The organism is Zoogloea sp. (assembly GCF_041914405.1).
GTDB lineage: Bacteria > Pseudomonadota > Gammaproteobacteria > Burkholderiales > Rhodocyclaceae > Zoogloea.
Genome location: NZ_JAYSDK010000005.1, coordinates 144,705 through 164,802 on the forward strand (window position 1 = coordinate 144,705; position 20,098 = coordinate 164,802).

The window sequence follows — 20,098 nt, forward strand, 5'->3', positions numbered from 1 at the left end:
GCCAATGGCGAGTCGGAGGGCTATGAAGGCGAGCCTGCGCGTAGCGATGAACGCTCCCGCTGATAGGTCCGGATGATATGGACGGCGAGCAATACGCTGGGAAATACGAAGAGAAAGCCGATCGGGACTGCGACGAGGCAGGCGCAGCCGGCCAACGTGCCCGTAATCGCCAGTGGCCAGTTGATCTGTTTGCGGCACACCCAGAGCAGGCAAAGGACAAGGTGTGCGCCCCACGCGTAGACAATCAGCCATGTGATCGGCGAGTTGAGCTTGATCAGCATCCCGCTCATCCGGATGCCGTAGCCGGAGAGGATGTAGCAGGCGAGGGCGACCAGCAGTCGGAGAAGCATGCTCATCGCGGTGGCGGAACGTAACCGCCACAGGCACGTTCGAGCATGGCACAGACGGACAGCAGCGATTCGTCCTGCCACCGCTTGCCGATGAACTGGAAGCCCACGGGCAAGCCGTCTTCGATGCCGGCGGGTAGAACCACCACCGGGCTGCCAGTTAGCGAGAAGGGCGTTGCCATGCTCACGGTGGCTTCCAGATAGGGGACGGTGCGGTCATCGACGATCAGCGATGGGTGCTTCCTGAAACCGTCCAGCCGACAATGGGGATAGGCCACGACCGGTGCCACGGGGCACAGCCAGGCATCCCATTCCGCAAGGAAGTGCTCCAGTTCGCCAATCAGTTGCTCCCGTAGATTGAGCGCCTCGTTGTAGCGCCGCAAGTCAAAGGAAAGGCCGCGCAGGAAGGCCCGTGTCAGGGGCTGGGACGCGGCGGGAATGAATTTGCCCGCAAGGGATAGCATGTGGCGCGGCAGCGGGGGCATGCCGAGGCCGATTTCGGCTCCGCCGATAATGCCGTAGGCGTACCAGGCGCGCTCGAAGTCGAAATTGGGCGGCCGGCACCGCTGGACTTCGATCCCTTGCCGCTCCAGGTTCTGCACCGTGCGGGCCAGTGCTTTACGGGTCCGTGGGCAGAGGGGCAGACCGGCGAAATCGTCCCACCAGGCGATGCGCAATGGGGAGCGAATGGCCGTGGGGGTACGCACGGGCAAGGGCGGGACTTCACTGTCCACGCCGTCTGGCCCGGCCAGGATCTGCAAGCCCAGTTGCAGATCATCCACGCCTCGCGCCAGTAGGCCGAAGGACAGCATGTGGCGCACGCTGCGCGAACCGTCGGGCAGGTGGGGAATGTGGCCGGTGCGAGGGATGCGGTTTTCGGTCGCCTTGAATCCCGCTACGCCGCAGTAGGCGGCAGGAATGCGGATCGAGCCGCCGATGTCGCTACCGGGGTCGAGGAAAGAAAAGCCCATGGCGACTGCCGCTGCACTGCCGCCGGAGCTGCCTCCCGAAGTGAGGGAGGTATTCCACGGATTGTTGGTCGGCCCGAACAGCGGGCTCCAGCACTGTGGATTGCCCGCCAGCTCCGGCAGGTTGGTCTTGCCCAGGACAATGGCTCCGGCGGCTTTGAGGCGGGCGACTACCGTGGCATCTCTGGTCGGCACATGGTTGCGCAGCGGGCGGTAGCTGCTGGTGGTGCGCAGCCCCGCGGTCTCGAAGGCATCCTTGATTGTCACGGGAATGCCGTGCAGCGGGAGCGTGTTGGCGGCCTCCCTTGAAGCATCGGCTTGTCGCGCCGCCGCCAGCGCTCCCGCCTCGTCCAGAGTGACGATGGCGTTGATCGTGGGGTTATGGCGCCTGATGTTCTCCAGGCAGCCCTCGACGATTTTGGTGACGGACATGTCGCGGCTGGCGATGCTTGCGACCGTTTGGCGAGCGGAATCAAACATGGCGTTGAATCGAGCTAAGAGCGGAGTGGGTTCATGGCCGATGAGGTCGCAACGCTCCACCGGAAACGGCCGTGAGCGCCGTTGCCGCAAGGGCAGGGCTTGGGCGTCAGGATCGTGGGGTGTGGCCCGACTAAGGGGCTGGCGCCATCGTTCGTTGATCTAAATGGAATATGCGCGGCGAATTAGACGCCACATCCATGCTCAAGACAAGTGGCACCCATGAGGGAGGGGCAGTTCGGGGGGGCGGTGTCGCCAGCGAGCGTGCCGCGTGCATCGCAATGCGGGCACGGGCTTGTATGGTGGCGTGTGTGGGGTGGGGCTTGTGGGGGCGAATTCATTCGCCCCCACAGTGAACGTGGTGTGGAGGGCAAATCAAGCAGCCCCCACAACGACACGATCTCAGTAGATTTCGCGCGTTTCCAGGAACTTGATGTCGGGGAAGCGTTCCTGGGCCATTTGCAGGTTGACCCGGTTGGGAGCGAGATAGACGTAGTCGCCGTTGCCATCCAGCGCCATGTTGGCGGGGGACTTGTCGGCGAGGGCCTTGAGGTCGGCGTCGGAGCCGCGCAGCCAGCGGGCGGTGGCGTAGCTACAGGATTCGAACATCACGTCCACGCCGTATTCGAACTCCAGCCGGTGGGCGACCACGTCGAACTGCAGGGTGCCGACGGCGCCGAGGATCAGCTCGTTGGTGGTGGTGGGGCGGAACAGCTGGGTGGCGCCTTCCTGGGCGAGCTGCTCAAGGCCTTTCTGCAGCTGCTTCATCTTCAGCGGGTTCTTGATCTGAGCGCGGCGGAAGTGTTCCGGCGCAAAGCTGGGGATGCCAGTGAACTGCAGGTCCTCGCCCTCGGTGAAGGTGTCGCCGAGGTGGATGGTGCCGTGGTTGGGGATGCCGATGATGTCGCCGGCCCAGGCTTCGTCGGTGGTGTTGCGATCCTGCGCCATGAAGGTGATGGCGTTGTTGATGGCCAGGCTCTTGCCGGTGGATACCTGCTTGAGCTTGCCGCCGCGCTCGAAGCGGCCGGCGCAGACGCGGATGAAGGCGATGCGGTCGCGGTGCTTCGGGTCCATGTTGGCCTGGATCTTGAACACGAAGCCGGAGAACTTGGGCTCGTCGGGTTCGACCTGGCGGGTCTTGGCCGGGCGCGCCAGCGGGGCGGGGGAGAGATCCACCACGGCGTCGAGCAGGCTCTGCACGCCGAAGTTGTTCACCGCCGAGCCGAAGAACACCGGGCACTGCTTGCCGCCCAGGTAGGCCTCGCGGTCGAAGGTGTGGGAGGCGCCGCGCACCAGTTCCACGTCCATGCGCAGTTCGTCGGCCTGGTCGCCGATTACTTCGTCGAGGCGCGGGTTGTCGAGGCCCTGGATGATTTCCGAGGTGCCCTTTTCGGCCTTGGGGTCGAAGAACTGGATGGTGTCGTTGTACAGGTGATACACGCCGCGGAAGCGCTTGCCCATGCCGATCGGCCAGGTCATCGGGGCGCACTGCATGCCCAGCACCGACTCGATCTCGTCGAGCAGGTCGATAGGTTCGCGGCCTTCCCGGTCGAGCTTGTTGATGAAGGTGACGATGGGCGTGTCTCGCAGGCGGCACACGTTGAGCAGTTTGATGGTCTGGGCTTCGACGCCGTTTACCGAGTCGATGACCATCACCGCCGAGTCCACCGCGGTGAGGGTGCGGTAGGTGTCTTCGGAGAAGTCTTCGTGGCCGGGGGTGTCGAGCAGGTTGATGACGCAGTCGCGGTACGGGAACTGCATCACCGACGAGGTGACCGAGATGCCGCGCTGCTTTTCCAGTTCCATCCAGTCGGAGGTGGCGTGGCGCGCGGCCTTGCGGGCGCGGATTTCGCCGGCCACCTGGATGGCGCCGCCGAACCAGAGCAGCTTTTCGGTCAGCGTGGTTTTACCCGCGTCGGGGTGGGAAATGATCGCGAAGGTGCGACGGCGGGCGATTTCCTGGGTGGCGGACATGATGCGGTGCGGTAAGACGGAAAGGCCGCGATTATACAGGGAGCCAGTGGCCGCCCCAGAGGCGACCACCGGTCGGCGCACAGACTCTTCTGACGCCGCTGATCTGGAGCCGGGCTGTCAGCTCTTGGCCAGGGCCTGATCGATGTCCCAAAGAATGTCATCCAGGGTTTCCAGGCCGACCGACAGACGGATCAGGTCCGGCGGTACGCCGGCGGCCACCTGCTGCTCTTCCGACAGTTGACGGTGGGTCGTCGACGCCGGGTGGATGACCAGGGATTTGGCATCGCCGATATTGGCCAGGTGGGAGAGGAACTCGACGGCGTTGATGAACTTCTGTCCCGCCGCGGCGCCGCCCTTGATGCCGAAAGTGAGCACCGCGCCGGCGCCCTTCGGCAGGTATTTCCTGGCGAGCGCATGGTAGCGGCTGCTCTCGAGACCAGGGTAATTGACCCATTCGACCTTAGGGTGAGCCTCCAGAAAGCGCGCCACGGCCAGGGCGTTCGAACAGTGGCGGTCCATGCGCAGCGGCAGCGTTTCGATGCCTTGCAGCAACTGGAAGGCGCTGAAGGGTGACAGCACCGGCCCGAAGGTGCGCATTCCTTCCATGCGGCACTTCATCGTGAAGCCGAAGTCGCCGAAGGTTTCGTAGAAGCGCACGCCGTGATAGCCCGGCGAGGGATCGGTCATGGTCGCGAACTTGCCGTTGTCCCACGGGAATCTACCGGACTCGACGATGACGCCGCCCATCGTCGTGCCGTGGCCGCCGATGAACTTGGTCGCCGAATGGACACTGATCGCGGCACCCCATTCGAAAGGCCGGCACAGGTAAGGGCTGGCGAAGGTGTTGTCGATGAAGAGCGGCAGGCCCGCTGCGTCGGCAACCTTGGCCACCGCCTCGATGTCGAGCACGTTGAGCGACGGATTGCCGAGGGTTTCGGCATACAGGGCCTTGGTTTTGGGCGTGATCGCCCGGGCAAAGCTCTCCGGGTCGTCGGCGTCGACAAAGACCGTGTTGATGCCCAGCTTGCGGAAATTGACGTCGAGCTGGGTGTAGGTGCCGCCGTACAGGGTGCGCGCGGCCACGATCTCGTCGCCGGCTTCGCAGATGTTGAGCAGCGCGATCATCTGGGCCGCCATGCCGCTGCCGGTAGCGACGGCCGCACGGCCGTTCTCGAGGGCCGCGATGCGCTCCTCGAACACCGCGACGGTGGGGTTGGAGAGCCGTGAATAGACGTTGCCGAAGGTCTGCAGGTTGAACAGGCTGGCGGCCTGCTCGGGGCTGTCGAAGACGTAGGACGAAGTCTGGTAGATCGGGACGGCGCGGCTGCCGGTCGCCGCGTCGGGGATTTGGCCTGCGTGCAGGCACAGGGTGTCGAAGCCGTAATTACGGTCAGCCATGTTCGATGATCCTGGATCAGGGGAGGCAGAGGGGACGGCGGGCGGAAATGACCTTGGTGTTCACGCCGAACCAGTTGAGTCCGCCAAAAAGGCGCGCATATTCGATCTTGACGCAGCGGTCCATCACGACCGTGAGGCCGGCGTCTTCCGCCTTCTGCCGAGCCGCTTCGTTGATCACGCCGATCTGCAGCCACAGGGTCTTGGCGCCAATCGCAATGGCCTGTTCGGCGATAGGCAGGGCGTCGGCGGGTTTGCGGAACACGTCCACGATGTCCACCGGCTCGGGAATTGAGGCCAGATCCGGGTAGCACTTTTCGCCGAGAATCTCGGGGTACTTCGGGGTGACCGGGATCACCTTGTAGCCATGCTCCTGCATGTACTTGGCAGCGAAGTAGGACGGCCGAAACCAGTCGGCCGACAGACCGACGACGGCAATGGTCTTCGATTCCCGCAGAACCCGGCGCAGGGTGTTGATGTCGCTCATGCTGTGTCCTCCGGTTTCAGCGGCCGCACCAGGTCGGTGTGCGCTTGTCGATGAAGGCATCGATGCCTTCCCGGGCGTCGAGGGCCTGCAGGTTGCCCACCATCACCTGCCGGGTGTAGGCATAAGCCTCATCGAGGGGCAGGGGCGCCTGGCGGTAGAAGGCTTCCTTGCCGATGGCCAGGGTCAGCGGCGACTTGGAGGCGATCTGCCGGGCCAGGTGGAGGGTCCGGTCTTCGAGCTCGGCGGCCGGCACCAGTTCGTTGACGAGGCCGAAGCGCAGCGCCGTCGCCGCGTCGATCATGTCGCCGGTGAGGAGCATCTGCATGGCGTGCTTGGGGGCCACGTTACGGGACAGGGCCACCATCGGCGTCGAGCAGAACAGCCCGATGTTGACGCCGGGCGTCGCAAAGCGGGCGTCGTCGGTGGCAACAGCCAGGTCGCAGCTCGCCACCAGCTGACAGCCTGCGGCAGTGGCGATGCCATGCACGCGGGCTATGACCGGCTTGGGCAGATTGACGATGGCCTGCATCAGTTCGGCGCAATCGGCAAACAGGCCCTCGGCGTAATCCGGCGCATAGTCGGCGGCGCGCATCTCCTTGAGGTCGTGGCCGGCGCAGAAGGCCGGCCCGGCACCGGCCAGGATGACGACGCGCACGCTGTCGTCGCGGGCGATCTCCTGGAAGGCCGCGAGCAGTTCGCGGATGGCGGGCTGGGACAGGCTGTTGCGGGCCTGCGGGCGGTTTAGGATCAGCGTGCGGACGCCGGTGCCGGCGTCATCGACGCTGAGCAAGGTCTTTTCAGTCATGTTTTCCTCTGCGCTTATTTTTTTCGGAGCATGCCGGTTTCGTCCACCCGACGCAGCGCGGCAAGTTCCTCGGCGGTGGGTTCGGGCACGACGTGGGCATTGGGCGATACTTTAAGGTCCCAGCCGGTATTGGCGCGGATTTCTTCGATACTGGAGAACGGATACCAGGCGTCGAGGATGAATTCTTTCGTTTGGGGATCCGGCCTCATGATGCCGAGGGTGGTGACGATGGCGGACGGGCCGCCACCGACGAAGCCGTAACGTTCCCGTGCGTTGCCGCCGTCGAGGTAGCCGGGGGAGCTGATGTAGCTCACCTTGTCGGCAAAGCGCTTGGCCTCGTGAGTGACCATGATGATCACCCGGCCGGCGCCGCAAGCGATGTCGTTGGCGCCACCTGCACCCGTCAGGCGGGTTTTGGGCAGGCGGTAGGTGTCGCCAATGGTACCGTCGCCGTCCCAGATGCCGGTGGTGTTGACGTTGCCGAACTTGTCCACCTGGGCGGCGCCGATGATGCCCACGTCGCAGCGGCCCGAGGCGACGAGAAAGCCGAGGGCATCGATGGCGTTGGTGAAGCTGGTCGCGTTGGACGAGATGCGGTTGCATTCGATGCCCCACGGCAGGCCGCCGACGGGCGTGGCGCCATAAACGCCGCCTTCCGTCATGGTGCGGATGTTGGGGGCGTGGCAGGCCTGGGCGAAGTAGCCGGCAAGCATCGACAGGCCAACCCCGAAAATGGCCAGATCGTCGTCACGGAGTTCGCGGCCGGTGGCAATTGCCATCATCTCTTGGCGGGTGTAGTCGAGGCTTGCGCTCATGGGTTTTCTCCTGCGCTGAGGGCAGCGATTTGATCCGGGGTCATGATCCACTGGCGGAATGGATCGAGCAGGAAGGCGGTTTCGGTTTGCGACAGCTGCTCGACGGTGTCGCGGCCGATCATGTCGAGGTAGCTGTCGATGTCGCTGTAGCCCTCGACGTAGCGGCTGATGTACTCGGCCGTGCCTTCTGCGCTGGCCAGGGCCTTGTTCATCGCCTTCATGTGCGCTTCATCCACGTCGTAGAAGCCGGGCGAGGATTGCGGCCAGGCAGCGAGCGGCCAGTAAACAACCGCCTCGACGATGATGTCGGGAATGCGGACCAGGTTCGGGAACTGGCGCATGCAGGCCGTATCGACGATGGCATCGGCGATCAGCACGACCTTCTTGGCGGCGCGGGACAGTTCGAAGCGGCTCCATTCGGTCCCGAGCATGATCGCGTTGCCGAGCGGGTCGGCCAGGGAGACATGGATGGCGGCCACGTCCGGCTGCAGGGGGCTGAGGGCGCCTACCTCACGACCGCTGAAGGGGTCGGTGACGGTGGGGATCTTGTGCTTTGCGGGCTGTTCGTCGGGCGCGAAGGCGCTGCGCCACTGAATGTCCGAGCCGATATTGACCGTCGCCGGGGCGAAGGGCCAGTTCATCGCGCCGGCCAGCAGGCGCAGGTTGAACGACAGGTTGGAATAGTCTTCCAGCGCCAGCTGCCCGGATTCCACGGCGCGGCGCAGGCCATTGGCGAACCCGAATACCTCCAGGCCGGAGAAGCCGCATTCCGCCTTGTCGACCGCGCCGGCAGCCGCCAGCAGGTTCAATTGCTGCGTATTGCAGTGAAACAGGGCGTGCAGATGGCGGCGCTGTTGGCGCAGCAGTTCCCGCCCGAAGACGACGGCGTCGGAGCCGACCGGCAGGGCCGCGCCGCTGGCGTATTGCATGCCGTCCCAGCTGTAGCGTTTAACGGCCTCGGCCAGCGACAGTATCTTGTTGCGTGACATTTGCTTGATCCGGTTAGTGTTGATGGGCCGATCCAGCATGGACTTCACTGGTCTGCCCGGATGCGGAAGGCTGGAACGGATGGTGTTCGTAGTGCCCACCGGCGACGTACTTGGTCAGCTGGCGGAAATCCTTGGCGGTGAGCGCGCCGGTGTAGCGATACAAGACCTGCCCTTGTCTATCCAGAAAGACAAAGGACGGCGTGCCGACGGCGTGCAGGCGGGTGGCCCACTGGGTGGGCGACGACGTCTTGCCGGACGGCTCGATCAGGCTGCTTTCCTGGGTGATGTCCACACGGGCACTGGCGAATTGGGTGGCGAAGGATTTTTCGAGCGCTGCGTCGCGAAAGACTTTTTTCTCCATTTCCCGGCACCCGGGGCAGTCAGGCATGGTCAGCAGGACGGCGAGCTGGCGCCCCTTGGCCGCAGCGGAGCGGACCTCCGTTTGCAGGTCGTTGGTGGAGCGTTCGAACAAGGCCGCACTGGCCGTGCCGCTTGCTGCCAGGCCGGCCAGGAGCAGGGCGGCCATCGAGGAGGGAAGGTGGAATTTCATGGGGTTCTCCAGTCAGCGATGCCAGAACAGCGCGCGGCGCTTGATGGCCTCGAGGCCGCTCATCGCGAGGTAGGTCACGACGCCGGTGTAAAGGATGCCGGCGACCATCTTCGGGTAGTCGGCGAAGTCGGCGTAATACTGGACGAACCGTCCGAGGCCGGCGTTGGCACCGAACAGCTCGGCGACGGTGAGCAGGATGAAAGCGAATCCCAAGCCCACGGCCATGCCGGAGAAAATATGCGGCAGCGCCGCGGGGAAGACGACCTTCCAGTGGAACTCGTGGCTGTTCAAGCCGAGGATGCTGGCGTTGTCCCTATAGCGGCTTTCTAGAGCGTGGGCGCCGGCGGCCGTGTTCTGGAAGATCGGCCAGAAGGCTCCGATGAACACCACGAAGATCGCCGACAGCTTGAAGGTGGGCAGCACGGCAATCGCATAGGGCACATAGACGGTCGGCGGCACCGGTGCGGCAACACGCGCGAACGGAAAGAAGATCCGCTGCAAGAGGGGGGACGAGCCGACGTAAATGCCGGAAACGATGCCCAGCAAGGTGGCAAGCAGCAGGCCGGGGATCAGGATCGAGAAGGACGACAGCGTGCCTTCCCACAACTCTGGAAGAGATTCCTGCAGCGCCAGGGCGGTACGCTGAGGGCTCGGAATCAAGGGGTTGTCGCCGAGCGGGAAGTACTTGGCGGCGACAAACCACAGGGCCAGCAGGACGATCCAGACGATGGAGCCTTGCAGGATGGCCAGCAGCGCGGACGGAACGGATGCGGCCTGGCGTGGCGCGGATGCCGTGCGTTCGGGCTGCCGATCACTGGGAGCGCCGGCAACAGGCCTCCCCCGCGGCGGGGCGGTGAGCGTTTCTGACATGTGTTGATTCCTTTAGGCGGCGACCAGCTGGCGCAGCGTGTCTGCGGCGAGGGTCTCGGCAATGGATTCGCGCAGGGCGTGGAACTCCGCGCTGTCGAACAGGGCTCGCCGCTCGCGGTGGCGCGGAAAGCCCACCGGCAGGTCGGCAATCAGGCGTCCCGGCGTGGAGCCGAGAACGACGATGCGGTCGCCGAGGTAGAGCGCCTCGTCGATGTCGTGGGTGACGAAGACGATGGTTTTCCGCGGCACCTCCGTCTCCCAGATTTCAAGCAACAGATCCTGCAGGCGGGCCCGATTGGTGGGGTCGAGTGCCCCGAAGGGCTCGTCCATCAGCAGCACCGGCGAGCACAAGGCCAGTGCGCGGGCAATGGCGGCGCGCTGGCGCATGCCGCCGGACAGCTCGAAGGGATACTGTCCGATGGCGTTCTCGAGCCCGACCTTCACGAGGCACGCTTCGGCCTGCTCCCGCCGCTCGGCCTTGCGGGCCTTGGGCTGAGCCTTGCCGATGGCGATGGCGATGTTGTCCACCACCGACATCCACGGAAACAGGGCGTAGTCCTGAAACACGACGCCGCGATCAAGGCTCGGGCCGGTGATGGGCTGGCCGTTCCAGCTCAGCCGGCCGTGGCGGGGAAATTGCAGTCCAGCCAGCAGCCGCAAGAGCGTGGATTTGCCCGAACCGCTGGAGCCCAGCAGGCAGACGAACTGCCCCGCCGGGACAGCGAGGTCGATTTTTTCGAGGATCGGCGTCGCATCCTCATAGGAGAAGTCGACGCCTTCCAGCCGTAGCTCAGAAGCCATCAGACATTCTTCCGCTTGAAGTCTTTTTGCAGTTTCTTCCAGTAGGCGTCGTTGGGATTTTCCTTGACGAGCTGGTTGAGCACCTTTTCATACAGGCTGGCATCGATACCTGTAGAGAGGTCCGGCGCCTTGGTGATGAACTCGCTGTTTGTCATGACCTCGGCAAAATGCTTGACGCCCTTCGCATCCGGATCGGTGGATTGATCGAGATACTCGGAGTAATAACCACGCCACAGCAATTGCTGGTCAAGCTTGACGTACTTGGCGATCGACTCGATCGTCTCCTTCTTGTTCTCCGCCGCGAAGCGCTCGGCCTTCAGCATGGCGCGCAGGAATTTCTCCCAGGTCGCCGGGTTCTTCGCGCTGGCCTCGGTGATCACGAGGCGGCAGCAGGGATGGCCGCGTTGCAGGTCGGTGGAATGGATGACGACTTTGAGCCCCTGGTCCTCGGCACGCAGGTCGTGAGGACCCCACACGAGGCCGACATCAACCTGGCCGGACTTGACGGCTTCGATCACCGCGGAGGGGTTCTTCAGTTCGAAGATCTGCAGGTCGGTCTTCCAGTTGAGACCCTTGTCCTTCAGCGCGCCGCGCAGCACCGCGTCGCCGGACGCCATGCGGACCGTTGCGACCTTCTTGCCCTTCAGGTCGGCGATCCCCTTGATCTTGCCGGCATTGGCCGCGCTGGCGACTAGGGCTGCGTCGCCACCCATGACGCCGCCGATGATCTTGAGCTTGGTGCCCTTCGACAGGTGGGCAATCGGCCCGGTGGTGCCAAAGGCGCCGGTGTCCAGTTTGCCTGCGATAATGGCGTTGAGGCCGTCGGCGGAATTTTGGAACTCGACCAGTTCGACATCCAGCCCTTCCTTGGCGAACAGGCCTTGCTCCTTGGCGACGAAGAATTTGGCGTGCCCGGTGGCCGGCAGATAGCCGACCTTGAGCTGTTCAGCGAAGGCCGCGCCCACGGTTCCGGCGAGCGCGATGGCTGCGATGACAGTCTTGAGGGCAAAACGAACTTTCATGGCGAACTTTCTGTGCAATTTGAAGCAGAAAGTTTGCCAAATGCGCATATCTAAGCAGAACGATTATTTTCTTTGAATCTTATTCAAAAAACCTTATTCAAAATTGATCTTAAGACAGGCGGGTGCCCGAGGTCGGGCCCCTGGGCACCCACCGTGATGAGAATTCAGGTGGATAGCGCGGCCTGGATCTCGCCCAGCGTCGCGATGGCGTCCGTCACGGCCTGCTCCCGCCCGGCCGCCGCATCGAGCTTCTGCAGGGCTTGCAGCAGGATGTCGATGGTGGAGGCGATGGATTCCCGTTCCCGCGGCGTGGCACCGCTGCTGACCAGTGCGACGTACGCGGCCTTGGCTTCGCCGAGCCGTTTGGCGCCGCTGCGCCCTCCGGCGGCAAGTTCGAGCAATCCATCGGCCAGTTGCAGGTCGGCCTGACTGGCTCGCGCCCAGAAGTCCTTGGCAGGGGCAGCAGGCTGTTCGCGCAGCGACTTGAGCAGGGCCCGCGTGGCGGCTGGCTCCCCGTCCGGAAAGCCGGCGGTGAGTCCGAGCAGGGCGCTCGCGTTGGCGGCATTGAGGGCCGGGTAGTGGATGTCGTCGCCTTCCTGGCGCGCCTGGGCGGTGGCGCGCTTGTAGGCGTCCTGCATGCTTTCGAGTGCCTTGATGGCGGCGGCCTTGTCGCCGATTTGCAGCTGGCAGGCCAAGCGGCGCTTGTCTGCCGCGGCCTGCAGACTGAGCCGTTCGGCGCTGGCGGGGCGATAGCGGCTGTCCACGGCAAGGATCGCAGCCGCCTCGTCGAGGAGGGGTAGGGCAGCGGAGGTCTGCTTGTCATCGGCCAAAACCTTGGCGCGCCGGGTCAGCATGTTGGCGAGCTGTTCCTCGGCCTTGCGCGACGTGCTGGCGTCGGGGGCGGCCAGCGCGCGCCGATAGAAGTCGATGGCCTCGTCGTGGCGGTTGTATTCGGCCTTGAGGGCGCCGAAGGCCTCCAGAATGTTGCCCTGTCCGATCCAGCCCTGGCGTTCGCACAGGGCTTGCAGGGCCTTGCTGTGGCGTTCAGCGTAAGCCGTGGCGTCCTTGTCCAGGGCCAGCGCGTGGCTGGCACGCTGCGTCAGGCGTTCCAGTTCGCAAAGGACTTCCGAGGCCGCCAGGTAGTGGTCGTAGTTGGCGGGCTTGGCCTTCGGTGCAACGCTGCGCTGTGGGCGCGGCAGGACGAAGCCTGGATCGCCATAGCACTGGTAGGCGCCCCAGGTGTTGGAGCTGCCGAATGCATCGAAGGTCGTGCCTCTGGCAGCCAGCACCGATTCGCCGAAGTTGGTGCCATCCAGGAAATGCTCGTAGAAGGTATTGGCGAAGAGTTCGGCCGCATCGTCGAGGACTTCCCAGCCCGCGGCGATGACACAGCGCACACCGATCTCGATGAGCTGGGTGGCCAGGTTGGCGGCCAGGCCTGGGCTGCCGGGGCGTGCCGCCGCGGGAGCGCCGTCCGGTCTTTCCTCGATGCGGCCGAGGCTGCAGCAGTTGATGAAAACGAAGTCGGGCACCGCCCGCATCTGCTCGATGTGGGCGGTCGTCAGCAGGTCACCGCCGCCAATCACCATGCCGGTGGCCTTGGCGACAGCGGGTAGGCCATCGGTGGCGGGGATGTCCTGCTGGTAAAGGCCGTGGCCTGACAGGTGCAGCATGCGCCACTCGCCGCTGAACAGGTCGAGGAGGATCTGTCGGGATTCGTCCTGGATGTGCAGGCTGGTCTCGATGCCGGCGCCGTCGAGCTGGCCGGACACACCCTGGGCTTCCTTCTCGGCGCCGCTCAAGGACGGCAGGTAGCGATGCCACGCACCGAGATCCGGGTTGCCGACCACCAGGGCCTTGAACGCGTTACTGCGCCGGACGTTTAGGCGGAATTGGCCGGTGGACAACTGGCGGATCAGGCCGCTGCGCACCGACAAGGGCTGGCCGCTATCGCTGTCGTGCTCGGTGGCGCGGTCGCGCAGCAGCTCCCACGGGTAGGCGGCCGCGGTCTTGTCCACGATGAGCTGGACACGCCGGCGGTCCGGGGCGAGGTCTTTCAGCCAGTTGGGGATCAAGAGTTCGAACAGTGCGCGGCCCACCTGCTCCTGATCGGTGGTGGTGCCTATCAGGCTGTCGGTGAAGCGTTCGATGTCCTTGAACGGGACCGCGTTGTAGGTTCGTTCTGCGCGGGCCAGTTCGCCATAGACGTCGAACATCAGGCGCGGTGCGCCGTCGTTGGCGCCGCCCACCGCGCTGATGGCAATGCGTTGCCAGTTGCCTTCATCCGCTGCGCTGCTGGCACGTCGGCGCCCGCCCTGGTGGGGGCGGATTGCCGCATCCACGTAAAAGGCACGGGCCAGTGCGCGATCCACGCCGACCGAATCCTGCGCCGCGCGCAGGGCGTTGATGGCGCGGTCCTCGAGGACTTCGATGAAGTCCAGGCGGTCGAGGCGCAGCTTGCCAGCCAGTCCGGCCCGCTCCAGGCGCAGGCGGGCGTCCCGGTGGCCGCGCAGGGTGGCGGCCACCGAGTCGGCGAGGCTCAGCTCGCCAATGCCGGCACCGATCAGCAGTGCGCTGATGCCGACACTGAGGGGCTGCTGCCGTTCGGCGGGATCCTTCAGCTCCTCGGCTTCCAGCTCTTCGGTAGCGTAGGTCGCGACGGCTTTGGCTACCGACTGGGCGAGTTCGCCGGCCGACAATTGGCCGATGCGGCCGATGCCGATGACGATCGCGCCTTGAGTGAAGTTCTCGTTCGGGCGCTTGCGGTAGATGGAGAAGGTGCCGAGTGCGCCGGCATGCAGGCCGGCGTCGAGGCGTTTCTGCATACGCCCGCCGAGGGCCTGGTCGAGCAGCTTCTCGGCGAACTCCAGCGCGTTGGCGCCCCAGGTGTGGCCGACCAGCACAGCTGATTCGGCGTACATGACGTCACCGTGGAGCACGCGGACTTCCGTGCGGTAGCCGCCTCGCGCGGCCTTGCGGGCGGAGCGAAGGGAGGCGCCGGTGGCGGCGGCCAGCAGTTCGCCACGGCTGGGGTAGAGCGCAGCGTCGGCTTCGTCGCTGCGCCAGGGTTGCAGTGCCGTGACGCCGCGGGAGACCGGCGGCTGTGTGGCCAGGCGGTCGCTGCGGCCTTTTTCGAGGAGGTCCAGGTAGCCGTCGTGGGCATCGGTGGCTTTCGGCATGTCGCCATGCACGCTGCGCACGTAATACACCCGACCGCCCTTGCGGCAGTTGTCGGGAATGCCGGTGGACCAGGGCACGCGGCCGTCGCCTTCGGGGGTGCACAGGATCTGGAAGCGGCCCGCCGCATCGACAATCGCCTTCTCGGGCGTCTGGTCGGCGAGGCCGGCTACATACACCAGGCGCGGGCTGGAAAGTAGCGGGTCGGACTTGACCAGGGTTTCCCAGACGCTGGCCGACTGGCCCAGCACGCCGGCCGGTGGCTCCGGCCATTTGGCGCCGGCGTCGGCCTGCTTGAAGGCCTTCCAGGTGTCGGCGTTGCGGATGTGCTGGTCGTCGCCGCTTGCAGCCCAGGGCAGGAGCTCCATGACACCCGGGAACGTGCCGGCGGTTTCAAGAAGCTCCTCCTGGGAATGGCAGAGGTCCAGCAGGGCCAGCTGGCGGAAGAAGCTGTCGCGGCCGGTGAGCAGCAGGGTGATGGAATGGGAGCCCTGGTTCGGCGTGCCCAGCATCAAGGCCCGCGGATCGCCGGGATGATTGTTCCAGGCCTCCCATACTTCGGGATGGGCGGCGAAGGTGGCACGCAGCAGCACGCCGCCCATGGAGTGGACGACGATGTGCACGGGCTTGCGCTCGGGGGCCATCGCCGCGATGGCGTCCTTGATCCGTTTGGCGAGTCCGTCCACCGAGGTGGCCAGCGGCTTGCGCCAGTCGTAGCCGTACATGTCCACCTTGTAGCCGCGCTGGCGCAGGCTGTTGGCGAGGGGCAAGTAGGTGTCGGCGAGCGGCTGGCCGGCCTGCACGTCGGCGTTGATCTTCAGTTTGTCGCGGAAGGCCCCGCCGGCCAGGGACAGGATGCTGGCCCACACCTCGCTCTTGTTCACCAGCAGCTGGCTACCGCACAGGCCGGGCACCATCACCACGATGCCGCGGGGCTGGGCGGGATCGGGCTGGGCGCGCGGGCCGAACAGGCCACGGGCCTGCTCGCCGGTGACGTCGGGCAGCGGCCAGTCCCCGTGGTAGTCGTGGAAGAGTCTGTCGGCCTCGGGGGCTTGCACCAGGGCGGCGACCGCGGCGGCGGCGCTGTCGTTATTATGGAAATAGCGGAAGTGATTGACGTCGCCGCCGCTGCGGAACTGAACGCGGCAGCGCGGGCCGTCCGCTGGCGTGCGGCGGATGGCGCCGTCGAGCATCGAGCGGGTATCCACCACCAGGTCGTGGTCCCGCTCGTAGAAGCGGTCGGCAAGCCAGATGCGCAGCGCCGCCAGGCGGTCGCCCTCCACCGGCGCGGCGTCGCCTGCGATCACGTAGAGCTCGCCGCGGGCCGGTGCGGCGTTGATGACGCCGAGCAGCGGGGCGCCAGGCATCATGGCCTGCAGACCGGGTAGCTGGTCCACGCGGCGGCGGCTGGCCAGCACCGAGGCGACGGTTTCGGTGACCATGTCGAGACCGGTCTGCAGCAGCTCCGGCACTTCGAAGAGGCCCCGGCTCTCGCTGGCCTTCATCTCCAGGCCGATGGCGGCGAGCACCATCAGCGAGCCCCACTGGTCCAGCTTGTCGCCGGCCAGGCTGGTGCCGCGGGCCGGGCAGGCGGCGCGCACGAAGCGTTCGATGGCGAGCTCCGGGCGGCTGCGCAGTTCATTCACCAGCTTGCCGAGGGCGTCGCGGTGGCGCTTGATCGCGGTGGCCTGGTCGGCGTCGTCCGCGGCACGCGGGCCGAGGGCCTGCTGGGCTTCGGCCAGGTCGAAACCGTCCGGGTCGAGGCACAGCAGCTCACCGACCAGGCCACCGCGGGAGTGGGACAGGAAGCTGATGCGGCCTTTCCTGGGCAACAGGCGGGCCGCGTCGAGGGCGTTCTCGATAGGGCTGCGGGTCAGTGTCCAGTGCTCGAGGGCGTAGATGCGTTCGCCGTAGTAGTCGCGCAGTGTTTGCCAGCGCTCTTTCTGGTCCTGCCACAGACGGCCGAAGCTGCCGGCCGTGCTCGAGCCGGTGCCGTGCAGGAGCAGCAGGGTCGGGCCGCCGTCAGGGATGGGGGCTGTGAGGCGTGGGCCGAGGGTGCCGTCGGCGCGCACGGGAAACACGCCTTCCACCGGGATGGCCCGGTTCTGGACCTTGTCGACGATGGTGTTGCGCAGCGCGTCGTCGGGCTTGATGTTGAGCCAGCGCAGGGCCTTGAGGGCGAGCTGGCCGATGAAGCCCCGCTGGGCGCCGGGCAGGCCGAGGGCGGTGGGCGGGGACCAGGATTCGTCGTCATTGAGCCCCCGCGCTTCGCCGGCGTGGGGATCGCCGAGGCGGGCGCGCAGGTCTTCTGCTGCAGTCCAGAAACGCAGGCCGCCTTCCAGCTCGACCTCGACCAGCGCGCCGTCGGGAATCTCCTGCACCAGATCGTCGGCCGTTCCACGGGCGCTGCCGGCGATCTCGATGGCCGAGGCCTCGATGCCGGCGAACAGGTCGGCGGTGCGTCCCTGACGGGTCAGCCACAGCTCGGCCTTGTCCTGCTTCTTGCCGTTGATGCGAAGTTTGAGATTGCCGGACATGGTTTGCCTCCCCCTCATTGTTGTCGTTGCGGAGCGCTGCTGGCGCCTTGGCGCACAGGGCTGCTCCGGGGAAGGATAGCCCTCATGGGGCTGGAATCAAGATTCGAAATGCATTTTCACGCTGGCGTCAGGTAGGCCGGAACTCCATCATCATCAGGCGGCGGCCGTCGGATTCGTGCTTGCCGACGACGCGAAAGCCGAGCCGGTTGAAGCGCCGGGGCCGCGCGGTGGATACCAGCAGGCGACCGCTCGGGAAGTTCTCAAGTACCCAGGCGATGCGCGCGGCGATCAGCCCGCGTGCGATGCCCTGGCCACGGACGTGCTCGGCGACCGCCGACATGTACAGGATATGGGTGTCGATCGCCCAGTCGGCGGCCTTGATGCCGCCGGCGCCGACGATCTCTTCACCGCAGCGGGCGACGAAGAAGTGGCGGTAGAAGGGAGCCTCGGCGGAGATCAGCTGGGCCTCGATGCGGGCCCGGTCGTAGCGCTGCGGATTGTCGAAGGACGCCAGCAGTACCGAGGCGGCGGCTTCGCGGCCCGCATGGTCGTCGGGCAGCAGCAGGTCGATGGTGATCGGTTCCGTGGCGCATCCTCCCGATGGGCGGCACCGGGGAGGTGCCGTGGCCGCCATTCAACCTGCGCTGTGTTGCAGGCGTGTTGCGGCCGGGAGAAGGGCTGCGCCGGGGCGGGAAAGCCTAGGGAACGACGAAGAAGCGGTATTTGCTGGGCAGGCCCTTGCGCAGCTGGATGCCGCGCCCGACGGCGGCCGGATCCCGCGTGAAAATCTTGACCTGGGCGGAGGGGCGGACCAGCAGTTCGTCCGCGTCGCAGCGGATGATGCCGGCCTCGGCCTGGCGCTGCTTGCACAGGGTCAGCCACAGGGGGCCGTTGAGGGGGGCTTCCGCTGCGGGGGGCGGCGCAGGTGTTTCTTCTGCGGGAGCTTCGTTCTTCGGGGCGAGACGTTCCGTCTTGTCCGGGCGGGTGGGCTTGTCGCTGCGCGGCGGCCGCGGGCGCGGTGCGGGCGCGGGCTTGCTGCTCCCGGCACTGTCCTCACTTGTCTCATGTCGGGGCGGAGCACTTTTCTCCGCCGGTGCATCGGGTTTCAGGGTCGAGCACGCGCCCAGGGCAAGGGCAGCCAGCACGGCGAACAGGGACGGGCGAAGGTGGGAGAAATGCATGATGAATCGGCGACCGGAATCGGCAGGATTCTAGCATGGGGGCCGGGCGGGAAAGGCCGAGCCGAGGCCGCGGAGCAGGCTGGATCCGGGCCTGCGGGGCCAGCTCGCTGGCATTTCGGGGAAGCGGGCGTGGGGGCGAATTCCTTCGCCCTCCGTCGATTCACCGAAGTCCGTGGGCGAATGAATTCGCCTCCACGGTACAGATTGATAAAGGAGAGGGGGTCAGAAGGCGCGATCGAGGGCGCGGGAGTTTTTCGGGTCGCGGAAGACCAGCGGCTTGACGGTGGCGGCCTGCTCGGCCTTGACCAGCGCGGCATCGATGAGGCCATGGTCTGGTGACTTGGGACACACCGGGTCGGTGGCGTCGGCGTTGCCGGTCAGCATGAAGGCCTGGCAGCGGCAGCCGCCGTGGTCCTTCTCCTTGTCCTCGCAGCTCTGGCAGGTTTCCGGCAGCCAGGCGGTGCCGCGGAAGCGGTTGAACAGCGGTGACTCGTGCCAGATCCAGTCCAGCGCGTGCTCGCGTACGTCCGGAAACTCGAGGCCCGGCAGCATGCGGGCGGTGTGGCAGGGCAGGGCCAGGCCGTCCGGGGTGACGGACAGGAAGACTTCGCCCCAGCCGTTCATGCACTTCTTGGGTTTCTTCGACTGGTAGTCCGGCGTCACGAAGAGGATGCGCATCTTCTTGCCGAGCTTGGCCTTCCAGCGTTCGGTGACGGCTTCGGCTTCGGCCAGCTGGGCGGTGGTGGGCATCAGCGCCTCGCGGTTGAGAAAGGCCCAGCCGTGGTACTGGGTGTTGGCCAGCTCCAGGTATTCGGCGCCGATCTCGACGGCCATCTCGATGATGTGGTCGAGGTGGTCGATGTTGGTCCGGTGCAGCACGCAGTTGATCACCGTCGGGTAGCCGGCGGCCTTGGTCATCGCCGCCACCTTGCGCTTCAGTTCGAAGGTGCGGGTGTTGGTGATGAGGTCGTTGGCTTCGCGGGTGGCGTCCTGGAAGGACAGCTGGATGTGGTCCAGGCCGGCTTCCTTGAGGGCCGCCAGGCGCGCTTCGGTGAGGCCCACGCCGGAGGTGATCAGGTTGGTGTAGAAGCCCAGCTTGCGGGCTTCGCCGACAAGGATTTCGATGTCGTCGCGGAGCAGCGGCTCGCCACCTGAAATGCCGAACTGGGCGGCGCCCATCTCCCGCGCCTCGCGGATCACCTTCAGCCAGTCCTCCGTCGCCAGTTCTGGCCCGGCCTGGGCGAAATCCACCGGGTTGTAGCAGAAGGCGCAGTGCAGCGGGCAGCGGTAGGTGACTTCGGCCAACAGCCACAGGGGGCCGGGGCGGCGGGGGACGAGCAGCGGCTCCATCATTCGTCCTTCCATTCGATCCAGTTCTGTTCGTCAGCCATCTTGAGGAAGGCTTCCACATCGGCGGTCAGGTTGCTGGCGTTGAACGCAGCCTCCAGGTCGGCAACGATCTCCGCCACGCTGCGCTCACCGTCGCAGCGTTTGAGGATCTCGCCGGCGCTCTGGTTGAGCTTGACCATGCCTTCCGGGTACAGCAGCACGTGGGCCTGCTGGGCTGGCTCCCACTGGAAGCGGAACAGGCGGTTGATGGCGGGACGGGCGGTGGCGGTGGTCATGGCAGGTGCGCTTTCTTCTGTCCTGTGGGGTCGAATTCATTCGACCGCGGTGGTTCATCGACGAGATCTGGTCGAATG

General features: G+C 65.8%; 17 protein-coding genes. All 17 read right to left on the reverse strand.

What is annotated here, in order from left to right:
- Positions 1-20 precede the first annotated feature (20 nt).
- Entirely contained in the window at positions 21-350 is a 330-nt protein-coding gene (locus ACE3RX_RS04890) for a hypothetical protein (RefSeq protein WP_374480904.1), read from the reverse strand.
- A 2-nt stretch (positions 351-352) separates the two neighbouring features.
- Positions 353-1,747, reverse strand: coding sequence for an amidase (locus ACE3RX_RS04895; protein WP_374480906.1), 1,395 nt, complete (start codon positions 1,745-1,747; stop codon positions 353-355).
- A 447-nt stretch (positions 1,748-2,194) separates the two neighbouring features.
- Positions 2,195-3,769: a peptide chain release factor 3 gene (locus tag ACE3RX_RS04900; protein WP_374480974.1), complete on the reverse strand. Its 1,575-nt coding sequence runs from the start codon at positions 3,767-3,769 to the stop codon at positions 2,195-2,197.
- A 114-nt stretch (positions 3,770-3,883) separates the two neighbouring features.
- Positions 3,884-5,164: an O-acetylhomoserine aminocarboxypropyltransferase/cysteine synthase family protein gene (locus ACE3RX_RS04905; protein WP_374480908.1), complete on the reverse strand. Its 1,281-nt coding sequence runs from the start codon at positions 5,162-5,164 to the stop codon at positions 3,884-3,886.
- 16 nt (positions 5,165-5,180) lie between these two features.
- Positions 5,181-5,648, reverse strand: coding sequence for a CoA-binding protein (locus ACE3RX_RS04910; RefSeq protein WP_374480910.1), 468 nt, complete (start codon positions 5,646-5,648; stop codon positions 5,181-5,183).
- A gap of 16 nt (positions 5,649-5,664) precedes the next feature.
- A complete protein-coding gene (locus tag ACE3RX_RS04915; RefSeq protein WP_374480912.1) occupies positions 5,665-6,453 on the reverse strand; it encodes an enoyl-CoA hydratase in 789 nt (262 codons plus the stop codon).
- A gap of 14 nt (positions 6,454-6,467) precedes the next feature.
- Entirely contained in the window at positions 6,468-7,268 is an 801-nt protein-coding gene (locus tag ACE3RX_RS04920) for a CoA-transferase subunit beta (protein WP_374480914.1), read from the reverse strand.
- Positions 7,265-8,257 carry a CoA transferase subunit A gene (locus ACE3RX_RS04925; protein ID WP_374480916.1) on the reverse strand — a complete coding sequence of 331 codons (993 nt, stop codon included), beginning with the start codon at positions 8,255-8,257 and terminating at the stop codon, positions 7,265-7,267. The genes ACE3RX_RS04920 and ACE3RX_RS04925 overlap by 4 nt, the downstream gene beginning before the upstream one ends.
- A 13-nt stretch (positions 8,258-8,270) precedes the next feature.
- Positions 8,271-8,807, reverse strand: coding sequence for a thioredoxin family protein (locus ACE3RX_RS04930; protein ID WP_374480918.1), 537 nt, complete (start codon positions 8,805-8,807; stop codon positions 8,271-8,273).
- Between the two features lie 12 nt (positions 8,808-8,819).
- A complete protein-coding gene (locus tag ACE3RX_RS04935; RefSeq protein ID WP_374480920.1) occupies positions 8,820-9,677 on the reverse strand; it encodes an ABC transporter permease in 858 nt (285 codons plus the stop codon).
- A gap of 12 nt (positions 9,678-9,689) precedes the next feature.
- A complete protein-coding gene (locus ACE3RX_RS04940; protein WP_374480922.1) occupies positions 9,690-10,478 on the reverse strand; it encodes an ABC transporter ATP-binding protein in 789 nt (262 codons plus the stop codon).
- A complete protein-coding gene (locus tag ACE3RX_RS04945) occupies positions 10,478-11,500 on the reverse strand; it encodes an ABC transporter substrate-binding protein (protein WP_374480924.1) in 1,023 nt (340 codons plus the stop codon). The genes ACE3RX_RS04940 and ACE3RX_RS04945 overlap by 1 nt, the downstream gene beginning before the upstream one ends.
- 164 nt (positions 11,501-11,664) lie before the next feature.
- Positions 11,665-17,214, reverse strand: coding sequence for a CHAT domain-containing protein (locus ACE3RX_RS04950; protein WP_374480926.1), 5,550 nt, complete (start codon positions 17,212-17,214; stop codon positions 11,665-11,667).
- 127 nt (positions 17,215-17,341) lie between these two features.
- Complete coding sequence (locus ACE3RX_RS04955) at positions 17,342-17,848, reverse strand: GNAT family N-acetyltransferase (protein WP_374480928.1); 507 nt, start codon at positions 17,846-17,848, stop codon at positions 17,342-17,344.
- A 64-nt stretch (positions 17,849-17,912) separates the two neighbouring features.
- Positions 17,913-18,395, reverse strand: coding sequence for a hypothetical protein (locus ACE3RX_RS04960; protein WP_374480930.1), 483 nt, complete (start codon positions 18,393-18,395; stop codon positions 17,913-17,915).
- Between the two features lie 222 nt (positions 18,396-18,617).
- On the reverse strand, positions 18,618-19,748 hold the full coding sequence (gene pqqE / locus ACE3RX_RS04965) for a pyrroloquinoline quinone biosynthesis protein PqqE (RefSeq protein WP_374480932.1): 1,131 nt from the start codon (positions 19,746-19,748) through the stop codon (positions 18,618-18,620).
- Positions 19,745-20,020, reverse strand: a complete 276-nt coding sequence (pqqD, locus tag ACE3RX_RS04970; protein WP_374480934.1) for a pyrroloquinoline quinone biosynthesis peptide chaperone PqqD — start codon at positions 20,018-20,020, stop codon at positions 19,745-19,747. Before pqqD ends, pqqE begins: the two co-directional genes overlap by 4 nt.
- Between the last annotated feature and the right edge of the window lie 78 nt (positions 20,021-20,098).